This window comes from Kitasatospora sp. NPDC008050 (assembly GCF_042957465.1).
In the GTDB taxonomy this organism is placed as follows: domain Bacteria; phylum Actinomycetota; class Actinomycetes; order Streptomycetales; family Streptomycetaceae; genus Kitasatospora.
This window is the reverse complement of record NZ_JBIBIJ010000032.1, coordinates 29,013-51,235: the sequence shown is the minus strand read 5'-3', so window position 1 is coordinate 51,235 and position 22,223 is coordinate 29,013. Positions and strand designations below refer to the sequence as shown.

Annotated in this window: 17 protein-coding genes; 9 read left to right on the top strand and 8 right to left on the bottom strand. The window is 74.1% G+C overall.

The annotated features are described in order from the left end of the window. Positions 1-479, bottom strand: a 479-nt coding sequence (locus ACFZB9_RS35780) for an ATP-binding protein (RefSeq protein ID WP_391454200.1), incomplete at its 3' end; no start/stop codon positions are given. A gap of 432 nt (positions 480-911) precedes the next feature. Between ACFZB9_RS35780 and ACFZB9_RS35775 the strand changes: the two genes are divergently transcribed. Both ACFZB9_RS35775 and ACFZB9_RS35770 read left to right on the top strand, forming a co-directional pair. After that, entirely contained in the window at positions 912-2,069 is a 1,158-nt protein-coding gene (locus tag ACFZB9_RS35775) for a helix-turn-helix domain-containing protein (RefSeq protein WP_391454198.1), read from the top strand. An 11-nt stretch (positions 2,070-2,080) separates the two neighbouring features. Next, complete coding sequence (locus ACFZB9_RS35770) at positions 2,081-2,554, top strand: hypothetical protein (RefSeq protein WP_391454196.1); 474 nt, start codon at positions 2,081-2,083, stop codon at positions 2,552-2,554. Positions 2,555-2,666: 112 nt separating this feature from the next. Here ACFZB9_RS35770 and ACFZB9_RS35765 read toward each other — a convergent pair whose 3' ends face one another. The 5 genes from ACFZB9_RS35765 to ACFZB9_RS35745 form a co-directional block, all read right to left on the bottom strand. Next, positions 2,667-4,301 (bottom strand): dipeptide ABC transporter ATP-binding protein, encoded by a 1,635-nt coding sequence (locus tag ACFZB9_RS35765; RefSeq protein WP_391454194.1) that lies wholly within the window; start codon positions 4,299-4,301, stop codon positions 2,667-2,669. Positions 4,302-4,345: 44 nt separating this feature from the next. Next, entirely contained in the window at positions 4,346-5,335 is a 990-nt protein-coding gene (locus ACFZB9_RS35760) for an ABC transporter permease (RefSeq protein WP_391454192.1), read from the bottom strand. Next, a complete protein-coding gene (locus tag ACFZB9_RS35755; protein WP_391454203.1) occupies positions 5,332-6,342 on the bottom strand; it encodes an ABC transporter permease in 1,011 nt (336 codons plus the stop codon). Before ACFZB9_RS35755 ends, ACFZB9_RS35760 begins: the two co-directional genes overlap by 4 nt. Before the next feature lie 57 nt (positions 6,343-6,399). Next, complete coding sequence (locus ACFZB9_RS35750; protein ID WP_391454190.1) at positions 6,400-8,142, bottom strand: ABC transporter substrate-binding protein; 1,743 nt, start codon at positions 8,140-8,142, stop codon at positions 6,400-6,402. A gap of 199 nt (positions 8,143-8,341) precedes the next feature. Continuing rightward, on the bottom strand, positions 8,342-9,310 hold the full coding sequence (locus ACFZB9_RS35745; RefSeq protein ID WP_391454188.1) for a 2-hydroxyacid dehydrogenase: 969 nt from the start codon (positions 9,308-9,310) through the stop codon (positions 8,342-8,344). A 319-nt stretch (positions 9,311-9,629) separates the two neighbouring features. On the opposite strand from ACFZB9_RS35745, the gene ACFZB9_RS35740 reads away from it, so the two are divergent. Together ACFZB9_RS35740 and ACFZB9_RS35735 are read left to right on the top strand one after the other, a co-directional pair. Next, positions 9,630-11,141, top strand: a complete 1,512-nt coding sequence (locus ACFZB9_RS35740) for an SDR family NAD(P)-dependent oxidoreductase (protein ID WP_391454202.1) — start codon at positions 9,630-9,632, stop codon at positions 11,139-11,141. A gap of 56 nt (positions 11,142-11,197) precedes the next feature. Next, complete coding sequence (locus tag ACFZB9_RS35735; RefSeq protein WP_391454187.1) at positions 11,198-11,689, top strand: NUDIX hydrolase; 492 nt, start codon at positions 11,198-11,200, stop codon at positions 11,687-11,689. 30 nt (positions 11,690-11,719) lie between these two features. Here the strand turns inward: ACFZB9_RS35735 and ACFZB9_RS35730 are convergent, their stop codons facing one another. Together ACFZB9_RS35730 and ACFZB9_RS35725 are read right to left on the bottom strand one after the other, a co-directional pair. Next, on the bottom strand, positions 11,720-13,708 hold the full coding sequence (locus ACFZB9_RS35730) for an ArnT family glycosyltransferase (protein WP_391454186.1): 1,989 nt from the start codon (positions 13,706-13,708) through the stop codon (positions 11,720-11,722). Between the two features lie 138 nt (positions 13,709-13,846). Continuing rightward, entirely contained in the window at positions 13,847-16,345 is a 2,499-nt protein-coding gene (locus ACFZB9_RS35725; protein WP_391454184.1) for a tetratricopeptide repeat protein, read from the bottom strand. A gap of 292 nt (positions 16,346-16,637) precedes the next feature. On the opposite strand from ACFZB9_RS35725, the gene ACFZB9_RS35720 reads away from it, so the two are divergent. From ACFZB9_RS35720 to ACFZB9_RS35700, 5 genes are all read left to right on the top strand, one after another. Next, positions 16,638-16,805 carry an FDLD family class I lanthipeptide gene (locus tag ACFZB9_RS35720; RefSeq protein WP_391454182.1) on the top strand — a complete coding sequence of 56 codons (168 nt, stop codon included), beginning with the start codon at positions 16,638-16,640 and terminating at the stop codon, positions 16,803-16,805. Between the two features lie 57 nt (positions 16,806-16,862). After that, positions 16,863-17,033, top strand: coding sequence for an FDLD family class I lanthipeptide (locus ACFZB9_RS35715; protein ID WP_391454180.1), 171 nt, complete (start codon positions 16,863-16,865; stop codon positions 17,031-17,033). Between the two features lie 57 nt (positions 17,034-17,090). Next, complete coding sequence (locus ACFZB9_RS35710; protein WP_391454179.1) at positions 17,091-17,261, top strand: hypothetical protein; 171 nt, start codon at positions 17,091-17,093, stop codon at positions 17,259-17,261. A gap of 169 nt (positions 17,262-17,430) precedes the next feature. Continuing rightward, positions 17,431-20,763, top strand: a complete 3,333-nt coding sequence (locus ACFZB9_RS35705; RefSeq protein ID WP_391454177.1) for a lantibiotic dehydratase — start codon at positions 17,431-17,433, stop codon at positions 20,761-20,763. Next, positions 20,760-22,190 carry a lanthionine synthetase C family protein gene (locus tag ACFZB9_RS35700; protein WP_391454175.1) on the top strand — a complete coding sequence of 477 codons (1,431 nt, stop codon included), beginning with the start codon at positions 20,760-20,762 and terminating at the stop codon, positions 22,188-22,190. The genes ACFZB9_RS35705 and ACFZB9_RS35700 overlap by 4 nt, the downstream gene beginning before the upstream one ends. The last annotated feature ends 33 nt before the right edge of the window (positions 22,191-22,223 follow it).

Here is a 22,223-nt window from a genome sequence, read left to right as displayed (position 1 = left end):
ACGCCAGGTAAGCCATTGGACCCAGGAATAACCTCCGAATTCCTCCCGGTTCTACCGGGAATACAACCAGGCGCTTTCAGGGCGCACTCGAACCACACGACCTTGCCCGCACCCGCCGGGGCCCAGCCCCACGAGTGCGCCAGACCGGCGACCAGCAGCAGCCCCCGACCACCGGTGACCATGTCCTGAGCAGCCGACGGATCGGGCAGGTACAGGCTGCTGTCCGCCACCTCGACCCGCAGCCGCAGGCCCGTCCAGCGGACGGTCACCATGCACCGGGCCTTGGTGTGCTCCACCGCGTTCGCCAGCAACTCGCCCGCGCACAGCTCCACATCCCGCAACGCGTCCTGCGACAGCGGGACCTTCCAGAAGCGTGCGATGTCGACGATCAACCGCCGGGCCGCCGGAACAGCCGCCGCGTCGGGCTCGACACCCCACTCGTACGGCACCGGGAACGACGCCGTGTCCAGCGGGCTCATCCGTTCACCGCACTCTCTGGCCGAGGTGTGCCGAGCAGCGCGCAGTCACCCCGAGGGCACGTGGGTACAGGACCACGGCGCGGGAAGATCGGCCGCAGCGGCGGCCTGACGAGCATTCCGAACATGGCTGGATCCCCTCGCGGGCACACATGGAACATGATCGAGCTGGAGCACCGTCCTCGCCCCCGGCCTCCTGAGGATGAGGCGAGTACGTCTGCTAACAGTCAGTCAACACTCCGTCACGACTGTGAGACCATTGCTCATGCAGTCTCCGCATTCGGATATGCGCCGCGCGCATACGGATGTGCAGTTCGGCCGGGCGAAACTCGTAACGTGGGGTGGCTGTTGAACTGGAACTCGGCAGCGGTTCGGGACGCCTCCCGAGCGCGGAACTACGGCAAAATCATCGAGCTGACGAGAACACATCTGCGAATGACGCAGGTTCAGTTGGGTGAGGCATGCGGACTGTCGCAGTCGGCGGTCTCCCGGCTGGAGAAGCGAGGCACCGACCCCTACGCCATGGACGTACTGCTACGCCTATCAGCGCATCTGGGCATCCCCGCCCGGCTGCTGGGCCTCGCTGAGAACGGAACGCAAGCGAGGAACGGGACAGAGCACGTGGACCGACGGCAATTCCTTGGAGGTGTCGCAGCCGCTGCGGCGACTCCGGTTTTGGCGACCGTGCCAGACCTGCCCGACGAAGCCGGGCAACAGGCCGCAGCGCTTCGGCTGGGCACCACCGCCTTCCGTCGGCTGGATGGATCGACGCCGTCGCGGGAGCTGGCCGATGTGGTGCACTCCCACATGCGTCTCATCCAGGGGTTGGCCGGATCGACACCAACCGACAGTCATCGCAGCAAGCTTGCCGCCGTCGCGAGCGAGACCGCGAGCCTTGCGGCGTGGCTGGCATGGGACATGGGAGACAACGGCTCGGCCCGGTCATTCTACGGAGCCGCGATCAAAGCCGCTCGTTCAGCGGGTGATCCGCTCCTGGCCGCTTACCAAGCAGGCAGCCTCGCGCAGTTCGAGGCTCATGCGGGCAACGCCGCACAGGCGCTCAGCCTCGCCCTGACAGCACGCCGTCATCTGGGCTCGACCCGGCCGCCGATCGCCGACGCCTGGCTCTCCTCGGTCGAAGCGCTGGGTCACGCGGCCGGGGGCGACCGGCGAAGCGCAGACCGCGCGCTGACCCGAAGCCGAACTGTGGCCGCCACCCTTGCGGGTAGTGAGCTGCCGCCCTGGCCCTGGGTGTTCGCCTTTGACGAGTCCAAGGTAGCCGCGTTCAGGGTCACCTGTGGGGCCAGACTGAGCGTGCCCGAGTGGGTTACCACCGCTGATGCCTCGGCATTGGCCACGGGCCACGCGAAACAGCGCGCCCTTGTCGTGCTCGACATCGCGGCCGGCCATCTCGCTGCCGGGAGGATCGAGGCAGCGTTCGCACTTGCTTCCCGCGCGATGGAGACCGGGCTCCAGTACCGGTCCGGCCGGATTGTGGAGCGGGCCCGTGCGCTACGGCGCTCACTCATCACTTCCTCGCCGCCCAAGGTCGTGAGGGACTTTGACGAACGCCTGCACGGCGTCTACCTCTAGGGAGAGACCGGATGCGCATAGGGATTACCGGGCACCGAGGACTGACAGCGGACATCGAGCGCGAGGTCCGGCAGCTGCTTGAAGAGGCTCTCCGCACCGAGGACCCGGCCGAGCTGACTGGCGTATCGTGCGTCGCCGACGGCCCGGACGCGTGGTTCGCCGAAGCCGTCCTTCGACACGGTGGGCGGATCGAGGTGGTCATCCCGGCCGACGAGTACCGCGCCGGCTTGCCCGAGTGGCACCACCCGACGTACGACCAACTCCTGCGAAGCGCGTCCGAGGTTCACCACACCGGCATGGTGGAGTCCGACGAGGCCGCCCACATGGCTGGCAGCGAGATCCTGGTGGCGCTCTCGGATCAGCTGCTCGCCGTGTGGGACGGCCTTCCGGCCCGCGGGTACGGCGGAACAGCCGACGTCGTGGCCTATGCGCAACGATTCGGAGTGCCTGTCCAGGTCCTCTGGCCCCACGGAGCCGCCAGGTAGCACCACCTGAACCAACCCCTCGGCAGGCGATCGCCGTGGTGCCGGAGGTCAGCCGGGTGGCGGCCTGCCAGTGAGGCCGCCACCGCATCGCCCGCGCCTGCCACCGCATCCCTCACGGCAACCGCAACGCCCCCGCCGCCCGGGCCCGGCGGCGCTCGTGCTCGGCACTCGGGTCGAGGACCGGGACGGCGGCCAGCAGGGCGCGGGTGTAGGGGTGTTGCGGGTCCCCGTAGACCGCGTCCGCGGGGCCGAGTTCGACCACCTTGCCCGCGCGCATCACCGCGATCCGGTCGCTGACCTGGCGGACCACCGCGAGGTCGTGGGCGATGAAGACCAGCGTCAGTCCCAGCTCCGCGCGCAGTTCGGCCAGCAGCCGCACGATCTGCGCCTGGGTGGAGACGTCCAGCGAGGAGACCGGCTCGTCGCACACCAGCAGCCGCGGCTCCGTCGCCAATGCCCTCGCGATGCACACGCGTTGGCGCTGGCCGCCGGAGAGCTCGTGCGGGTGTCGCACCGACTGGTCCGGGTCCAGGCCGACGCGCTCCAGCAACTGGCCGACCTCCCGGCGGATCCCGGCGGCGGTGGCCGAGGGGCGGTGCGGCAGCAGCGGGTCGGCGATCGCGTCGCCGACCGTGCGCCGGGGGTTGAGCGAGGAGAGCGGGTCCTGGAAGACCATCTGCAGCTCGCGGCGGATCGGGCGCAGCGCGCGCTCCGAGGCGTGGCCGATCTCGCGGCCGGCCCACTCGATCCGCCCGCCGGTGGGCTCCAGCAGCCGTACCAGCAGCCGCCCGAGGGTGGTCTTGCCGCTGCCGCTCTCCCCCACCACGCCGAGCGCCTCGCCCCGGTGCAGGTCGAGGTCGACGCCGTCCAGCGCCGCGAGTTGGGTCCGGCGTCCCAGCGGACCGCGCGCCGCGCCCGGGTACTCCTTGCGCAACTCCCGGACTTTCAGCAGGACTTCACCGTTCGCGGGGGCGCCGGGCGGCTGCGCCCGCCGCTGGTCCAGGCGCGGCACGGCGGCGATCAGCTCACGGGTGTACGGCGCCCGCGGTTCGCCCAGCACCTGGGCCACCGGCCCGTGTTCCACCGCCCGCCCGGCGCGCAGCACCAGCACCCGCTCGGTGGCGCCGGCCACCACCGCGAGGTCGTGGGTGACCAGCAGCAGTGCCATCGCGTGCTCGACCCGCAGCTCGTGCAGCAGGTCGAGGATCTGGGCCTGGACGGTGACGTCCAGTGCGGTGGTCGGCTCGTCGGCGATCAGCAGCTTGGGTGAGCAGGAGAGCGCCATGGCGATCAGCGCCCGCTGGCGCATGCCGCCGGAGAACTCGTGCGGGTGGGCGCGGGATCGGCGGGCGGCGTCGGCGATGCCGACCCGGTCGAGCACCTCGACCGCGCGCCGGCCGGCCGCCGCCCGGCTCGCCCCGGTGTGCACCCGGTACACCTCGGCGATCTGGGCGCCGATCGACCAGTACGGGTCCAGCGCGGAGAGCGGGTCCTGGAAGACCATCGCGGCCACGGAGCCGCGCAGTCGGCGCAGTTGGGGTTCGGTGGCGCCGACCACCTGCACGCCGTCCAGCCGCACGCTGCCGGACACCGTGGCGGCGGTGCCGGAGTGCAGCCCGAGCAGCGCCGCGGCCACCGTGCTCTTGCCCGACCCCGACTCGCCGACCAGCCCCAGCGACTCGCCCGCGCCCAGCGTGAAGCAGAGCCCGTCGACGGCGGTCACCGGACCGGCGAATCCGACGGTCAAGTTCTCTACGGTCAGCAAGGGTTGGGCATTCTCGGCCACCTGGTTCACTGCAACCGCACCCTGGGGTCGGCCACCGCGTAGAGCAGGTCGGCGGCGGCGTTGGCGATGATGATGAAGAAGCCGGCCACCAGCGTGATGCCGACCACCACCGGCAGGTCGACCTGGTTGACGGCGTCCACCAGGAGGCGTGAGATGCCGTCGAATCCGAAGACGGACTCGGTGAGTTGGGCGCCGCCGATCAGCCCGCCCAGGTCCATCGCGAGCAGGGTGATCACCGGGGTGAGCGCACCGCGCAGCGCGTGGCCGACCACGATCCGGCGCTCGGTGAGGCCGTAGGCGCGGGCGGTGCGGATGTGGTCCTCGGCGAGCGTCTCCAGCAGCAGCCCGCGGCTCATCCGGGCGTACGCGGCCGCCAGGGTCAGGGCCAGCGCGAACCAGGGCAGCACCAGATTGCCTGCCCAGGCCAACGGGTCCTGGGTGATCGGCACATAGACCGGGAACGGCAGCCAGCGCAGCTCGGCGCAGAAGAGCAGCATCAGCAGCAGGCCGACCAGGAAGACCGGCATCGACACGCCCGCCAGCGTCACCCCGGTCAGCACGCGTTCGCTGAGCCGGCCGCGCCGCAGCGCCGCCAGCAGGCCGGTGCCGATGCCGAGCAGCAGCCACAGGACCGATGCCCCGGCGGCCAGCGAGAGGTCGACCGGCAGCCGCTGGGTGATCATGGTGAGCACCGGCTGGTCGCTCTGGAAGGACCAGCCGAAGCACGGCGCCGCGCAGGTGGTGATGTCGGTGCCGGTGTCGAACTTCCGCCCCGCCACCAGGCCGTGCAGGAACTGCCAGTACTGCTGCCAGATCGGCAGGTCGGTGCCGAGCTTGTGCCGCACCACCGCCAGCCTGGCCCCGTCGCAGCCCTTGCCGCAGACCAGCCGGGCCGGATCGTGCGGGGCCGCGTAGAAGACCAGGTAGACCACGAGGGACAGGATCAGCATCAGTGCGAGGGAACTGACGGTCCGTCGGATCAGGAAGCGGATCACGCGTGCGCCCTCCCTCGGGCGGCCCGCGGGCGCCGCACCCGGGAGCCCGCCCGCGGGTCGAGCGCGACCCGCACGCCCTCGCCGAGCAGCGTGAAGGCGAGCACGGTGGCGAAGAGCAGGACCGAGGGCAGCAGCACGTACGCCGGATCGGCCTGGAACCAGGTGCTGGCACTCGCGAGCATCTGCCCCCAGGAGGAGGTGGGCGGGCGCACTCCCACCCCGAGGAAGGAGAGCCCGGCCTCGGCGGTGACGTCGGCCGGCAGCAGCAGCGCCGCATAGGTGATCACCGGCGCGCCGAGCGCGGGCAGGATCTCGCGGCGCGCGATCCGCCAGGGCCTGGCGCCGCCGAGTCTGGCGGCCGCCACGTGGTCGAGCCCGCGCAGGGTGAGCACCTGACCGCGCACCAGGCGGGCGGTGCCGCCCCAGCCGAGCACCCCGAGCACCAGCATCAGCAGCACCGGACGGGGAAAGCTGCCGGGCACCACGGCCATCAGCGAGATCGCGAAGACCAGGCCGGGGAAGGCGATGACCAGGTCCATCGCGCGGCTCAGCACGGTGTCGGCCAGCCGGTTGCCGAGCCCGGCCAGAAGGCCCAGCAGCAGCCCGAGCAGGCTCTGCACGAGGGTGGCGCCGAGCGCCACCGCGAGCGAGATCCGGGCTCCGTAGACCAGCCGGGCGAGCAGGTCGCGCCCGGTGCCCGGCTCCACGCCCAGCCAGTGCCGGGCGCCGGCGCCGCCGAACGGGCCGATCGGGACCCCGCCGGTGGCCGAGTCGATCAGCTCGTTGTGGAAGGTGGTCGGGTTCTGCCCCTCCAGGGCGCTGATCAGCGGGGCGGCCAGCGCGATCAGCACCAGCAGCGCGGCCAGCACCAGGCCGGCCAGGGCCGCGCGGTCGGTGCGCAGCCGGCGCCAGAGCGATCCGGCGGGGCGCGGCCCCGCCGCGGGCACCGGGTCGGCCGCTGCTGTGGACGCCTCGTCCGCCGGGGCCGCCGGGGCCGCCGGGGCCACCGTCACCGGCCCTGCCGCGGGCTCCGCCGGCCCGAGCGCGCCATTGGTCGTCGCCACCTACTTCACCGAGATCCGGGACAGGTCGTAGACCCCGTTCCACTGGCTCACGTAGGCGTTCTTCACCGCCGTGCCGAACAGCCGCTGGTAGACCGGGTGGAAGAGCGGCACCACCCAGGCCTGCTTGCCCAGTTGGGCGTCCAGCTGCCCCCAGGCCCGGGCGGACTGCGCCGGGTCGGTGAGCCGGTTGGCGGCGTCGATCTCGGCGTTCACCTGCGGGTCGTCGAGCTGCGCGGTGTTGAAGTTGCCGCCCTCGGTGAGGATCTGGCGGCCGTCGAAGATCGGTGCCAGGAACGGGCCACCGGAGGGCCAGTCGGCGCCCCAGCCGGAGAGGAAGAAGCCGGGTTCCCGGGCGGGGGTCTGGATCTTGGTGTCGTAGTCGTCGTCCGCGGACGGATCGAGGCTCACCGTGATCCCCGCCTTGGCCAGCGCCTGCTGGACCGCGGTGGCGACGCCCGGGCCGGTCTCGGGGGTGCCGGTGCCGTGGCTCAGGGTGATGCTCAGCCCGTTCGGGTAACCCGCCTGCGCCAGCACCTGTTTGGCCTTGGCCGGGTCGCCGTCGGCACCGGCCGGGAAGTAGTCGTAGGGGGTGTAGCCGAAGGCCGCCTGGTCGGGCAGGAAGGTGGTGGCGGGCTTGGCCACCGCGCTGCCGCCGACGGCGTTGATCACCGCCTGCCGGTCGACGGCATAGGAGATCGCCTGCCGCACCAGCGGGTTGTCGAAGGGCTTCACCTTCGGGTCGAAGGCCAGGTAGTAGGTCTCGCCGAAGTTGCCGACCGCCACCCGCTTGCGCAGCGCCGGGTCGCTGTTCAGCCGGGCCAGCACACCGGCGTCGATGTCGGTGTCGCCGCTGACCGCGCGGGCGTCGTCACCGCTGCCGGCCATCAGCCGCTGGTTGATCACCGACTGGTCCAGCCCCGAGGTGTAGACGACCTTGTCGGGGCAGGCGAGCCGCTGGTCGTCGAGGCTCCGCGACCAGTACGGATTGCGGGCCAGCACGATCTGCTTGCCGTTGTCGTTGCTGACCACCTCGTAGGGCCCGGAGGAGATCGGGTGCTTCTGGTAGTCGGTGCCGGTGTCCTTGGCCTTGGGCACCGGTGCGAACTGGGTGGCGGTGGCCAGGTAGGGGAAGTCGCCCTCGGGCTTGGTGAGTTCGAAGACGATGGTGGAGTCGTCGGGGGTCTCGATCGAGGCCAGGTCGCCGCCGCCCTTGTAGGGGCCCTGGTACTGCTCGCCGCCGATCAGCCAGTCCCGCAGGTAGGGCGGTCCGCCGGGCAGCTCGGGGGCGAAGGAGCGCTCGATGCCGTACTTGACGTCCGCCGAGCGGATCGGCGTGCCGTCCTCGAACTTCAGCCCCGGCTTGAGGTGGTAGGTCCACACGGTGGCGTCCTGGCTGGGCTCGCCGGTGTCGGTGGCCAGGTCCGGGACGACCTTGGCGCCGTTCGGGCCGTCGGTGGTGTGGTCGCGGGTGGTGAGGGTGCGGAACACCAGAGTGGGCACCTTGCCGCCGCCCGAGGTGTAGAGCTCCGCCGGGTCGAACTTGCCCTGCCCGACGTGGGCGAGCACGGTCAGCGTGCCGCCCTGGCAGCTGGCGGGGTCGAAGGCCGCGGCCGTGCTCCCGGCCGTGCCACCGCAGGAGGTGGTCAGGCCGGCGAGCAGGACGAATCCGGCCGCAGCCGCGAGCGGGCTGCGCTTGCCGAGGAGGGCGCTTCGGGGTCGACCCGCGGTGCTGGGCAGGAACATGCCGGAAACTATGCGGGGGCCGCGTCCGGGCGGTCAAGGATCACCGGAGAACTGCCATACGCCCGTTACGGGGCGACACAGTCAGTGCCAGTGACGGCAGTTGACGCCAGGTCAGACCGCGTGGAAGACCGGACGCGGCCGGCCGGGGCCGCTCTCGATGCTGCGCTCGTTTCTCCACCGGGCGCCGTTCTCGGGGGGCTCAGCCGAGCGGGATCACGTTCGCCAGCGGCTCGCCCTTGGCGAAGCGGGTCAGCTGGGCGCCGATCAGCCGGCGCGCACGGGGCAGGAAGGCCGAGGAGCTGCCACCCACGTGCGGGGTGATCAGCACGCCCGGCGCGTGCCAGAGCGGGTGGCCCGCCGGCAGCGGCTCGGGGTCGGTGACGTCCAGCGCCGCCCGCAGCCGCCCCGCCGTCAGCTCGGCCAGCAGCGCCTCGGTGACCACCACCGGCCCGCGCGCCACGTTGACCAGCAGCGCGCCGTCCGCCATCGCCGCCAGGAAAGCGCCGTCCACCAGGCCCTCGGTCGCGGCCGACAGCGGCACGGCGAGCACCACCACGTCCGCCCGGGGCAGCAGGGCGGGCAACTCCTCCAGACCGTGCACCGGCCCCGCCGGTACCGTCCGCGCACTGCGGGCCACCCGGAGCACCTCGCACTCGAAGGGCCGCAGCCGCTCCTCGATCGCCGCGCCGACCGCGCCGTAGCCGACGATCAGCACCGTCCGGTCCGCGAGCGCCGGGTAGAAGCCGGCCCGCCACTGCTCGGCGTCCTGGCCGCGGACGAAGCCCGGGATGTCGCGCAGCGAGGCCAGCGTGAGCGCCACCGCGAGCTCGGCGGTGCTCGCGTCGTGCACGCCACGGGCGTTGCACAGCAGCGCGCCGGGCGGCACGTGCGGCAGGATGTCGTCGACGCCCGCGGTCTGCGTCTGCACCACCCGCAGCCGCTCCATCACCGGCAGCAGCGGCAGCACCGTCCCGGTCCGCAGGTACGGGGTCACCAACAGCTCGACGCGCGCGAGCAGTTCGACGGGCGGCGGCCCTGGCCGGCCGTCGCAGGCGGTGCCGTCGAAGACATGGGTCTCCAGGCCGCCCGGCAGCCCGGGGATCTCCTCCGGCGGGTACGGCAGCAGGACGACGGGGTCGGACGAGGGGACGGGCGGCTCAGTGGTCATGGTCGAGCAGGCTAGCGGGCACCTGCCGGCGGGCGCTCGGTGGATTCTGGACCTATGACCGGGGCTGGACCTGGCGGACGGCCCGGCCCGCCGGCCCCCGGCCGGCGCTCAAGGCGGCACCTAACACGCGAAGCCCGTAGCGGCAAACGGCGACGGAACCCGGGCGGGCCCGCGACGGGCACCCCGTTTGGCCCTCCCCCGGCCACTCCGTAGAGTTCACGGGGTACATCCAGCAAGATCGAGCGATCAAGGAAGCGGCAGAGGCATGACGACGGCAGAGGAGCAGCGGCACGACCGGCGGGGGCCGATCGACGACCCGATGCCGACCGGCACGACCACACCGGCCGCGGACGCCGCCTCGGAGGCCGCCGACGAGGCGGTCGAGTTCGGCCCGGGCATCGACCCCGAGCGGCTGAGCTTCTGCCTGGAGGTGCTGGCCGAGCTGGACGAGCTCCCGGTCGACCACCCGGACGCGATCACCGTGCGGCGCGCCGTGGCCGGCATCTTCCGCTCCGTGAAGCAGCGCCGCCGCCAGGCCACCCGCGCCGCCAAGACCGCGAACGACAAGGCCGTGACCGCGCTCACCGCCACCGGCGCGCCGGGGCGGATCGACGACGAGACCGCCGGCGTCTTCGGTCTCTCCACCCCGACCACCACCGAGATCGCCGGGATCCTGCAGCGCCCGCGCTCCTGCTACATCTGCAAGCAGCGCTACGTCGAGGTCGACGCCTTCTACCACCAGCTCTGCCCGAACTGCGCCACCTCCAGCCGGACCAAGCGGGACGACTCGGCGGACCTGACCGGCCGGCGCGCCCTGCTCACCGGTGGCCGCGCCAAGATCGGTATGTACATCGCGCTGCGCCTGCTGCGTGACGGTGCCCACACCACGATCACCACCCGGTTCCCGAAGGACGCGATCCGCCGCTTCAAGGAGATGCCGGACAGCGCGGACTGGCTGCACCGGCTGAAGATCGTCGGCATCGACCTGCGCGACCCCGCCCAGGTGGTCGCGCTGGCCGACTCGGTGGCCGCCGAGGGCCCGCTGGACATCCTGATCAACAACGCGGCGCAGACCGTGCGCCGCTCCCCCGCCGCCTACGCGGAGCTGGTGGCCGCCGAGTCCGCCCCGCTGCCCGCCGGGCAGCTGCCGGCCAGCGAGGTGATCGGCACCTTCGGCAGCGGCAGCGTCGACCGGCCCGCGCTGCCGGGGCAGGCCACCGGCGCTCGCGAGGCGCTCAGTGCCGAGCAGGTCACCTCGCTGGCGCTGGTCAGCGGCTCCGCTTCGCCGGCCCGGATCGAGGCGGGTACGGCGATCGACGCCGGCGGCCTGGTCCCGGACCTGGCCGACTCCAACAGCTGGGTGCAGACCGTCAGCGAGGTCGACCCGATCGAGCTGCTCGAAGTCCAGCTGTGCAACTCGACAGCGCCGTTCATCCTGGTCAGCCGCCTGCGCAAGGCGATGGCCGCCTCGCCCGCGCGGCGCAAGTACGTGGTGAACGTCTCCGCGATGGAGGGCCAGTTCAGCCGCGGCTACAAGGGCGCGGGTCACCCGCACACCAACATGGCCAAGGCCGCGCTGAACATGCTGACCCGTACCAGCGCCAAGGAGATGCTGGAGAGCGACGGCATCCTGATGACCGCCGTGGACACCGGCTGGATCACCGACGAGCGGCCGCACCCCGACAAGATGCGGCTGGCCGACGAGGGCTTCCACGCGCCGCTGGACCTGGTGGACGGCGCCGCCCGGGTCTACGACCCGATCGTGCGCGGCGAGCGCGGCGAGGACCTGTACGGATGCTTCCTCAAGGACTTCGAGCCCTCGGCCTGGTGACCGGGCCCGTTGGGCGGTGACGGTGAACGGTGGCGCTGAACGGTGACGGTGATGACGTGGTGAGTGCGCAGCCGCACGGGTCGCAGGCGAGGCGCGGTCCGCTGATCGGGGCGGGTGTGATCGTGCCCACGCCGGACGGGCGCGGCGTCCTGGTCGGGCGCCGGACCGTGGCCGGCGAGCCGCCGACCTGGAGCCTGCCCGGTGGCAAGGTGGACCACCCCGGGGAGTCCTTCGAGCAGGCGGCGGCCCGCGAGCTGGCCGAGGAGACCGGGATCCGGCTGCCCGCCGAGCGGATGCGGGTGCTCGGCGTGATCCTCGACCACCTGGAGGGACGGCCCCGGCTGACCGCCGCGGTGCTCGCGCCGCCGAGCGACGCGGTGGCCGAGGTCACCGAGCCGCACGCCTGCGGCGGCTGGGAGCGGGTCGCCCTGACGGCGCTGCCGGAGCCGATGTTCGGGCCCTCCGGCTGGGTCCTGGCGCACTGGCTGCCGGACCCGGCGCCGCTGCCGCCGGGCGTCTTCGCCTACCGCACCACGCCCGGCAGCTGACGCACCGTCAGCCGGTGGCGGCCGGGCGGCTCAGCTCCCGCACCGGTAGAGCAGCTGGGCCGAGGCCGCCTGCTGGTCGTAGTCGCCGGGTGGCACCTCGGTGCAGTGGGCGCGCACCCAGTCCGTGGTGTCCCGGATCGCCCCGCCGCTCGGATCGCGGCCGATCAGTACATGGCGCACCTGGCCGTCGGCGACCAGGTCGCGCAGCTGGTCGGCCGTCGGCCACGGCACCTGGCCGGTGAAGCCACCCATCGGCAGCACCTTCGCGGCGGTCGCCAGGATGTAGGGCGAGGAGGCCTGCCAGGGGTAGGCGGCGAGCAGGTACCGGGCGCCGCCGTTGTGCGCCTCGACGTAGCCGAACAGCTCCTGCTGCTGCGGCGTCAGTTGGGTACTGACGGGCTGCGCGGCGGCGCGGTGCGCCGCCATCGGTCCCACCGCGCCGCGCAGGTCGCTGCCGTACTTCGGGTCCAGCACCGAGGCGGCCCAGGCCGTGGGCGTCAGCAGCGCGGCCACCAGGCCCGCCGCGACGCCGGCCCTGGCGATCGTGGCCCTGCTGGGCCCGAGCCCGGCGAACCAGCCGCTCTTCGCGGTGCCGAGCAATGCCAGCGCGAGGGCCGCCGCGGTGACCGCGGTCGGCGCCAGCCAGGGCAGGAAGGCGGGCAGCCGCCAGCTCAGCCAGCCGCTCCACAGCACGCTCGCGGCCACCGCGGACGGCAGGGCCAGGGCGCGCCATCCGCCCCGGCCGAAGCCCTGCCAGAGCAGCACCGTCCCGGCGCCGCCGAGCGCGGCGAGGGCGACCGCGAGCGAGCCGAGGTAGTAGGTGTGCATGCCGATGGTGCCCGCGCTGAGCGACAGGAAGAAGACCGCCGCCCAGCCGCCCCACAGCAGGTACCCCGCGCGCAGCGGGTCGGTGCGCGGTTCGCGGCGCCGCCAGAGCAGCGCGCAGAGCAGCGAGATCGCGGCCAGCGGGTAGAGCCAGCCGATCTGGGAGGCGAACTGGGAGCGGAACAGCTTCGTCCAGCCGCCGTCGCCCTTGGTTCCGGGCGGGGGTCCCGCGGTGGTTCTCCGGCTCTGCGTCGGACCCGTTCGCGGGCCGTCGGCCGCAGGGGCCATGGCACCGGCGCGGCTGCGGTCGACGGTCACGCTCCCGGTCTGCTCGGCCGTCAGTCCCACTGCGGAGAACCGGTTCAGGAAGTTGTAGCCCACCACCATGCTGTAGGCGGAGTTGTCCGTGGTCCCGTCCACGTAGGGCCGGTCCGCGACCGGCGTCAGCGTCACCAGCGCCATCCAGGCCGCCGAGACCGCCACCGTCACCAGAGCGGCCAGCGCGAGGTGGGCCAGCCGGCGGCGCAGCCGCGTCGGCGCCGCGAGCACGTAGACACCGGCGAAGACCGGCAGCACCGCCCACGCCTCCAGCATCTTGGCCTGGAACGCCAGCCCGACCCAGACCCCCGCCAGCAGCAGCGCCCGCAGCCCGGCAGTGCGCACCGCGCGCTGCGCCGACTCGGCCGCGAGCAGCAGCAACAGGGTGAACACCGGCTCCTCGACCGGCGTGCGGAACAGCCCGACCAGCTCCGGGGTCAGCGTGAACAGGGCGGCCGCCAGCAGCGCCGCACCGGCACCGGCCCAGAGCCGGACGAGCCGGAACAGCACCAGCACCGAGAGCACGCCCTCCACCGCCTGCGGCAGCGCCAGCGCCCAGCCGTGGAAGCCCAGCAGCCGGGCCAGCAGCGCCTGCGGCCACAGGAAGCCCGGCAGCTTGTCGAGCGTGATCGTGTTCGCCGGGTCGTAGGAGCCGAAGACGAACGCCTTCCAGCTCACCGTCATGCTGCGCACGGCGTTGGCGTAGAAGGAGTGGTAGCCGTCCTGGTCGGCGCCCCACAGGTAGAGGAGCCCGGCGAGCGCCGCGATGCCGAGCAACGCGGGCCTGGCCCAGGCGGGTTGACCCACGGGCGACTGCCACACCCGCCGCCGGACCGGCACCGGCTCACGGAGTTCGGGAAGTGTACTGGTAGCCATGCCGACAAGAGTTCGCCCAGCTGCCGGGCCGATCCGTCAGGAACACGGCACATCGGCGAAGGTCATACCGGCGCAGACGAAGATTTTGCGGACGGCTGCCGAGGCCGTCGAGGCCCGCGCCGCCGTACACGCCGCCGCCTAGAGCAGCGCCCGCGCGTGCTGAGCCGTCGACTGAGCCGTCGACTGGTCCTCGTGCTGGGCCTCGTGCTGGGCCTTGGCGTGGATGGCGGCGGCGCGGGCGTCGTCGATGCCCTTGAACCAGTCGGCCGCCTGGGCCCAGGCGGCCCGGGCCTCGTCGGGCCGGTGGGCGGCGGCCAGGGTGTCGGCGTAGTGGTCGAGGGTGTCGGCGCCCAGGAAGCGGTTGCCGGTGTCGGCGTAGGCCTGGACGGCGCCACGCAGGGCGTCGAGTGCCTCCGGCAGCCGGTCGAGCCCCCGGTAGGCCATGCCGAGGGTGTCCAGCACCGAGGCCTCCGCGTTGCGGTCCGCGAAGGCGCGCGCGAGGTCGAGCGACTCGGCGGCCAGGGTGAGGGCCTGCTGGTAGCGGCCGGCCTCGTGGTAGGCCCAGGCCATGTTGTTCAGCGCCCGGCCCAGTTCGTGCGGGACGTCGGCGGCGCGGTAGCGCTCGATGCCCCGGTGGTACCAGGGCTCGGCCTCGTCGAACCGTCCGCTGTCCACCAGCGCGTCGGCGAGCACGAGGGCGCTGTGGGCCGCGTCGCGGGTCTGGCCGAGCTCCTCGGCGATCTCGAACGCCTCCTGGCACACCCCGAGGGCCCGGTCGACGAGGCCGAGCTTGACGTAGGGCAGGCTGACCGCGGACAGCAGCGGGGGCAGGCTCTCGGTGGCGCCGTGGGCGCGGGCCGCGGCCACGGCCAGCTCGGCCCCCTCGATCGCGTCCTGCCACCGGGCGCGCAGCAGCTGGTAGTTGAGGACGCAGCGGGCCAGCAGCCAGGTGGCCGGGCTGGACTCCCCGGCGGCGGCGAGGCGGGCGATGGCGGGCAGGTTGGTCTGCTCGGCGTCCAGCCAGGCCAGCGCGGTGTCGTGACAGGAGAAGGAGGGGGTCGGCCCGGGGCGGGCGACAACGCTGACGTCGGCGGTGGTGTGGAAGATCCGGGTGGCCTGCTGGGCCTGGTGACAGGCGTACAGGTACCAGCCGACCAGCCGCGCGCGGGCCGCCCGGCGCTGGGCCTCGGGCTCCTCCTGGTCGGCCAGCTCCCGGGCGTAGGAGCGCAGCAGGTCGTGCAGTCGGTAGCGGTCGGGGCCGTCGGGTTCGACCAGGTGGGCCTCGACGAGGGTGTCCAGCAGCTCCTCGGCCCGCCGCAGCGGGACGTCGAGCAGGGCGGCCAGGGCGTGCGCGGTGAACCGCTCGCCGGGGAACAGGCCCAGCAGCCGGAACGCCCGCGCGGGGGACATCTCGGGGGACGGCTCGCCCGGGGCGACCCCGGCAGCGCAGGCACCGGCTGCCGCCGTCCGCGCCGCCCCGGCAGGCCCGGCCGGCCCGGAACGGGGTCTGGGCACGCCCGGGCGGCTGCCCGGCAGGTTGTGGTAGCTGGTGTGACAGGCGGTGCGGATGGCGAGGTCACCGATGGTGAGTTCGTCGAGCCGGTGGCGTTCGTCGTCCAGGCGGTCGGCCAGCGTGGCGACCGTCCAGGAGGTGCGGCTGGCCAGCCGGGCGGCGGCGATCCGCAGCGCGAGCGGCAGCCCGGCGCAGCCCGCCAGGACACGTTCGACCGCCGCCGGCTCGGCGGCCGCGCGCGGGCTGCCGATGACCGTGCCGAACAGCTCCCGTGCCTCGTCCGGCTCCAGCGCGGCCAGCGCGAGGTGGCGGGCGCCGAGCAGGTCGCTCAGCCGGGTGCGGGCGGTGACCAGCACGGCGCAGCCGGCGGTGCCGGGGATCAGCGGTCGGATCTGGGCGGTGGCGGCGGCGTTGTCCAGCACCACCAGCATCCGGCGGCCGGCCAGCAGGCTGCGGAAACGGGCGGCCAGCTCCTCCAGCTGGGACGGGACGGCGTCACAGGCCTCGCCGAGCGCCCGCAGCCAGCCGCCCAGCACCTCCGCCGCCTCGCGCGGCGTCGGGTCGGCGCCGCGCAGGTCCGCGTAGAGCTGTCCGTCGGGGAAGTGATGGGCCACCAGATGCCCTGCCTGCACGGCCAGTGCGGTCTTGCCCAGGCCGCCACGGCCGGTGACCGCGGCGATGGCCACCTGCCCGGGCGCGACGCCGCCGTCGATCAGCACCTCGGCCAGCTCGCGCAGTTGTCTCCGGCGGCCGGTGAAGTCGGCCACCACCGCCGGCAGCTGGGCCGGTAGCGACACCGGGACCGTCGGCTGGGCCCCCGCGCCGGCGACGGGGGCCGGCTGCCCCTCCGGCCCGGACGGCTGCGGCGGCTCGATGTCGCCGAGCAGCTGGAGCAGCCGGGTGCCGTCCACCGCGAGGGCGGTGAGCAGGGCCAGGACGGCCTGACGGGTGACGGGGCGCTTGCCGTTGAGCCACCGCTCCCAGGAGGCGTGGCTGTAGTGGGTCAGCTTGCCCAGCTGCTGGAACGACAGGTCGTGACTGTCCTTGAGCGCCCGCAGCTCGACCAGGAGCCGCCGCTCGGCCGCGGACAGCCCCTCAGGCAGAGGGGACCAGGCGAATGCCACCATCAACTCCTGACGCGGGCGGGCATCACCAACCGGCTGGTGACGCATCACAATAGGCAGCTCACGAGCCTGCGGGCAGTGAGCTTGTCACACGAGACTCAGAATGCGTTGGCCGGATCGGCCCGGAGCCCGAGGATGAGGGCACCGGACGCGCCGTACCGGGTCCGCACGGTGTGCGGGCCGCGCACGGACGGCGGCCGGGCCGGCGCCGGGCCACCCGCCCGCACCGCCGGCCACGGCGCCACGACACCCTCGCGGCGCCATCGCCACCGAGCCAATGGGGGATTCCCTGATGAGCACCGCCACGCTGCCCGCCGCCATCGACACCATCGAGCTCGAGGACCTCTTCGACCTGGACATCCGGATCGAGCGGACCGAGAACACCGCCGAGGACTCCTGGACCTCCATCGGCTGCAGCATCACCTGTCCCTCCTGGCTGCCCACCAACTGCTGCCTCTGACAACCGGCCGCCGGCGCTCCGGCGGAACCGTCACCAACTTCTTTCTGGGGGAACATCATGAGCACCGCCACGCTGCCTTCCGTCATCGAGGACATCGACATCCAGGACCTCTTCGACCTGGACATCCGGATCGAGCGGACCGAGAACACCGCCGAGGACTCCTGGACCACCTTCGGCTGCCCGAGCATCTCCTGTCCCTCCTGGCTGCCCACCACCTGCTGCATCTGACAACCGGCCGCCGGCGCTCCGGCGGAACCGTCACCAACTGCTTTCTGGGGGAACATCATGAGCACCGCCACGCTGCCTTCCGTCATCGAGGACATCGACATCCAGGACCTCTTCGACCTGGACATCCAGATCGAGCGGACCGAGACCATCGCCGAGGACTCCTTCACCTCCATCGGCTGCCCGAGCCTCGTCTGCTGGTCCTACCTTCCGACCGGCTGCTGCGCCTGACAGCATCCGGCCTGCTGTCGCCGCCACGCGTGCGGTGACGAGCCGGCCGGTGCGGGCCTGGGACCGGCGGCGCGCGCCGCCGGTCCCAGGCCCACCCGCGCGCCCGCCCGCCCGCCCTGGGCCGACGCCTGTCCGCACCCGAGGACCAGCCACCGAGGAACCGCCACCGATGCCGTTGTCACCCGCCACCGCACCGCTCTTCCGCACCGCCCCCGTCGCCCTGCTGCGCGCCCCGAGCCGCGGCCAGGACCAGCGCGCCGCCTGGGCCCCGGCTCACCAGGTGGCCTCGTCCGAGGCGGCCGCCCCCGCGGCCCCCATCGACCGTGCGGCCTGCGAGCAGCTGCTGAGCGGCGCGGCCGGCGACGGCTCCTTCATGGACGCGCTGCGGGTCGCCAGCCCCTCGCTGGCCAACCTGGTGGCGGCGAGCACCCGGCCCGACGGGCTCAGCAGCCGCACCGACGCCCAACTGCGGCGCGCCGCGGTCTCCGTGCTGCGCTACGAGATCCGGCTGCGCTCCCGCTGCACTCCCTTCGGCCTGTTCGCCGGGGTCGCCCCGGTCCGCCTCGGCCCCGCGGCCCAGGGCCCGGCGACCAAGGTGTCCTGGTCGGCCCCGGCGACCAGCCGCACCCGGGTCGACCTCGACTGGCTGCTGCGGGTGGTCCAGCAGCTGGAGCAGGACCGCGCGTTGCTACCGCGCCTGACGCTGCACCCGCACGCCGGAGTCGTCCCGCGCGGCGGCCGGCTGGTGATGGCGGCGCCCTCCAACCCCGGTGCCACGGCACGTGACAGCGCCCGCAGCGAGGTCTCGGTGCGGATCACGCCGGTGGTCACCGCCGCCCTGGAGCTGGCCGCCGCCGGCAGCACCGGCGAGGCGGCCGCCGCCGAGCTGGAGCGCCGCTTCCCGCAGGCGCCGCCCGGCGCGGCCGCCAATCTGCTGGCCACCCTGGTCCGCCAGGAGTTCCTGATCACCGGGCTGCGACCGGTGCTCGACGGGGGTGACCCGCTCAGCCGGGTGATCGGCGTGCTGGCCGCCGCCGAGGACTCCGCCGGCCGGGCGCTGTCCGCGCTGCGCGAGATCGCCGCCGACCGTGACCGGTACGACGCCGCCGCGCCGAGCGGGCGCCACGCCGCGCTGGCCGCGCTGGAGGAGAAGATGCGGGCCCTGGCCGACGCCGACCGGCTGGTCCACGTCGACCTGGCCCTGGGCGCGGAGGTGCGGCTGCCGCAGCAGGTGGCCGACGAGGCGGCGCGCGGCCTGGGCGTGCTGTGGCGGCTGTCGGCCGCCGTCCCCGCCGGCGCCTCCTCGCTGCGCGGCTACCACCGGGACTTCCTGGAGCGCTACGGCCCCGACCGGGTCGTGCCGATCCTTGAGGTGCTGGACGACACGATCGGCCTCGGCGCACCCGCGGGCTACAACTGGCCGCCGTCGCACCGCCCCGAGGAGCCGGCGGCGCGGGCGGACCAGGAGCGGGACCTGCTGCTGGGCCGGCTGGCCGCCGAGGCGGTGCGCAACGGCGCCCGCGAGGTGGTGCTGGACGACGAGCTGGTGGCGCGGCTGGCGCCCGGGGAGCCGGACCGCACACTGCTGCCGCGTTCCTGCGAGCTGTTCTGCAACCTGGTCGCCGAGGACGAACAGTCGCTGTCGGACGGGGAGTTCCTGCTGGTCGGCGGCTTCGGACCGGGTGCTCCCGAGGCCGGGGCCACCTTCGGGCGGTTCGCCGGGCTGGCCGGCCCGGTCAACGAGGAGCTGGCCGCGCTCGCCTTCCCCGAGCGGCCGGACGAGCTGCACCTGGCCGTCGCCTTCCAGCCGCGCCTCACCCGGGCGCTCAACGTGGCCAACAGCCCGCGCACCGCGGACCACGAGGTGGCCATCGGGCTGCCGCCGGACCCCGGCGCCACCGCCGTGCGCCTGGACGAGATCGGCGTGGCCGCCACCATCGACCACCTGTACGCGGTGCACCTGCCCACCGGCCGCCGGCTGCTGCCGCACGCCCACAACGCCCTCGACCTGAGCGGCCAGGCACCGAACGCCGCCCGGTTCCTGCTGGAGGTGGGCCGCGACGCCCACCGCGGCTACACCTCCTGGAGCTGGGGGCCGGCCGCGAGCGCGCCGTTCCTGCCGCGGGTGCGCTACGGCAGGACGGTGCTCTCCTCGGCCGCCTGGCGGCTGGACGAACTGCGCGACCACACCGCGCTCGACCCGGCCGGCTGGGGCGAGGCGGTGGCGGACTGGCGGGCGCGCCGGCAGGTGCCGCGGTACCTGGTACTGACCCGCTACGACCACCGGCTGCCGGTGGACCTGGCCGACGGCTGGCACCGCGAGCTGCTGCGCGACGCGCTCGCCAAGGACCCCGGTCTGCTCGCCGTCGAGCTGCCCGGCGGCGAGGAGCGGACCAACGGCTGGCTGCGCGACGCCGAGGGCCGGGCCCACCGCTCCGAACTGGCGCTGGCCTTCGTCCGGGAGGCCCCTGCCGTCGAGGAGCCCGGGGCCGTCCGGGAGCCCCGGGCCGTCGCGGAGCCCGCAGGGGCCCGAGCCGCCCACGCCGCGCCGCTGCTCGCACCGGCGCGGGTCGCCGAGGCCCGGGTGGCCACGCCCGGCGGTGAATGGCTCTACGCCAAGCTCTATCTCGCCGGCCGCCACCAGGACGCCTTCCTCCACGAACGGCTCGCCCGGTTCCTGGCCGAACTGCCCGACGCCGCCAAGGCGGTGATCGACCGCTGGTTCTTCATCCGCTACCGCGACCCGGAGGACCACCTGCGGCTGCGCTTCCACGGGCCCGCGGACGGCCTCTGGCGCGAGCTGCTGCCGCCGCTGCACGCCGCGGTGCGCCAGTGGCAGGCCCAGGGCCTGCTCGGACGGCTGGTGCTGGACGGCTACGACCCCGAGTGGGAGCGCTACGGCGGCCCCGAGGCCCAGCCGGCCGCCGAACGCTTCTTCGCCGCCGACAGCCGCACCGCGCTCACCCTGCTGCGGATCGCCCGCAAGGCCGAGGCCGCGCAGCCGGACCAAGCGCCGGGGAACGAAGTGCCGTGGAACAAGGAGACGCTGGCCGCGGTCTCACTGGCCTCCATCGCCCACGCCGCCGGACTGCCCCCCGCCCAAGCCGGGCCGGCCCGCTACCAGGAGCCGGCCGCCGCCTGGCTCGCCATGAGCCCCGCCGACCAGGAACTCCCCGCGGGGTTCCGGACCAACCGGGCACGGTGGCTGCGGCTGATCGACCCGGCCGGCGGCTGGCCGGCCCTGGCCGACCACCCGCTGGGCGCCGACGCCGCGGCGGCGCTCGCCGACCAGGCCGGTCACCTGCGGCTCTACCGCGAGGAGTTGGACGCGCTCACCGCCCGCGGCGCCAACTGGTCGCCGCTGCCCGGGGTGGTGGCGAGCCTGCTCCACATGTCCTGCAACCGGCTGCTCGGCACCGACCGGGACGCCGAGCGGCGCGCCCACGCCCTCGCCCGCGCCTGCGTGCTCGGAAACGCCGACCGAAGGAAGCACCAGCGGTGACCACGGCAGCCAGGTCCGGCGCCACCGCGCGCATCGAGACGGCCGTCGAGCGGGTGGCCGACGCGCTCACCAGGCCCCCGGCCGGGGAATCCGACGGTCCGTCGCAGCCGGCCGGCGCCGGCCGCCGTACCGCTCCCCCGATGTCGCTGGAGGGCGGCGCAGGCACCGCGCTCTTCCTCGCCGCACTCGCCCGCCGCGATCCGGACCGCCGCGCCGCCGCGCACGCCCAACTCATCGTGGCGGCCAGGGCGCTGGCCAGTACCGCCTCCGCCGGGCTCCAGCACGGCCCGGCCGCCGTGCTCGCGGCCGCCCAGGCCGCCGCGCGGCCCGGCGGCCGCTACCCGCAGCTGCTCCGCACCCTGACCGCGCACGTCGCGGCCGAACAGCTGGCCCGCCTCGCGGCCGAGCCGGCCGATTGCGGCGAACCGGGGGTGAGTTGGTCCTCCTACGACCTCATCACCGGCCCCACCGGCACCGGCCGCCTGCTGCTCGCCGCGGTCACCGAGGGCGACGCCGAGGAGCGGGCGGCGGCCGAACCCGCGCTGCGCGCCACCCTCGCGCACCTCGGGCGGCTCAGCCTGCCGGTGCGGGTGGACGGCCATCGGCTCCCCGGCTGGTGGGTACCGGGCCACCGCCAGCCGACCGGGCCCGACCGGGCCCGCTTCCCCCGCGGGGACGTCAACCTCGGGACGGCGCACGGCATCACGGGCCCGCTGGCGCTGCTCGCCCGCAGCGCCGAGCTGGGGGTGACGGTCGACGGACAGCAGGCGGCCATCCGGCGGATCGCCGCCTGGCTGGCCGAACGGGCCGAGCGGGACGCCTTCGGGCCGTACTGGACGCCGCGGCTGCCCTTCGAGGAGGAGATCGCCCGCGCCGCCGGCGATGGCCCCGCGCCGGCGGTGGCAGCCGCCGAAGGCGCTGCCACCGCCGGTGTGGCCGGCGGCGCCTGGTGCTTCGGGTCCATCGGCATCGCGGGCAGCCTGCTGCGCGCGGCCCGGGTCAGCGGTGAACAGGCCTGGCAGCGCCTCGCGCTGGACAGTGTCCACGCCACCCTGACCCGCCCCGGCACCCTGGAGCACCTGAAGGGCCCCACGGTCTGCCACGGCGAGGCGGGCTACCTGCAGAGCCTGTGGCGGCTCGGGCAGCAGGAGAAGGACCAGGTGCTGCTCGACCACTGCGCCCGGCTGGCCGACCGGCTGGCCGCCGCCTGGGACGAGGAGGCCGACTACGGCTACCGCCATCTGACCCCGGACCGCCGCGATCCCGGCCGGGCAGCGGGCGGGCCGCTGACCGCCGAGGACAACACCGGCCTCCTGGAGGGCGCCGCCGGCGTGGCCGCCGCCCTGCTCGCCACCCTGCCCGGCGGCGAGCGGGGCGGCCCCGAGGCCGGCGAGCCCTGCTGGGACCGGATCCTGCTGCTCTCCTGAAGCTGGGCCCAGCGGGCCCGGCCGCGCCTATCC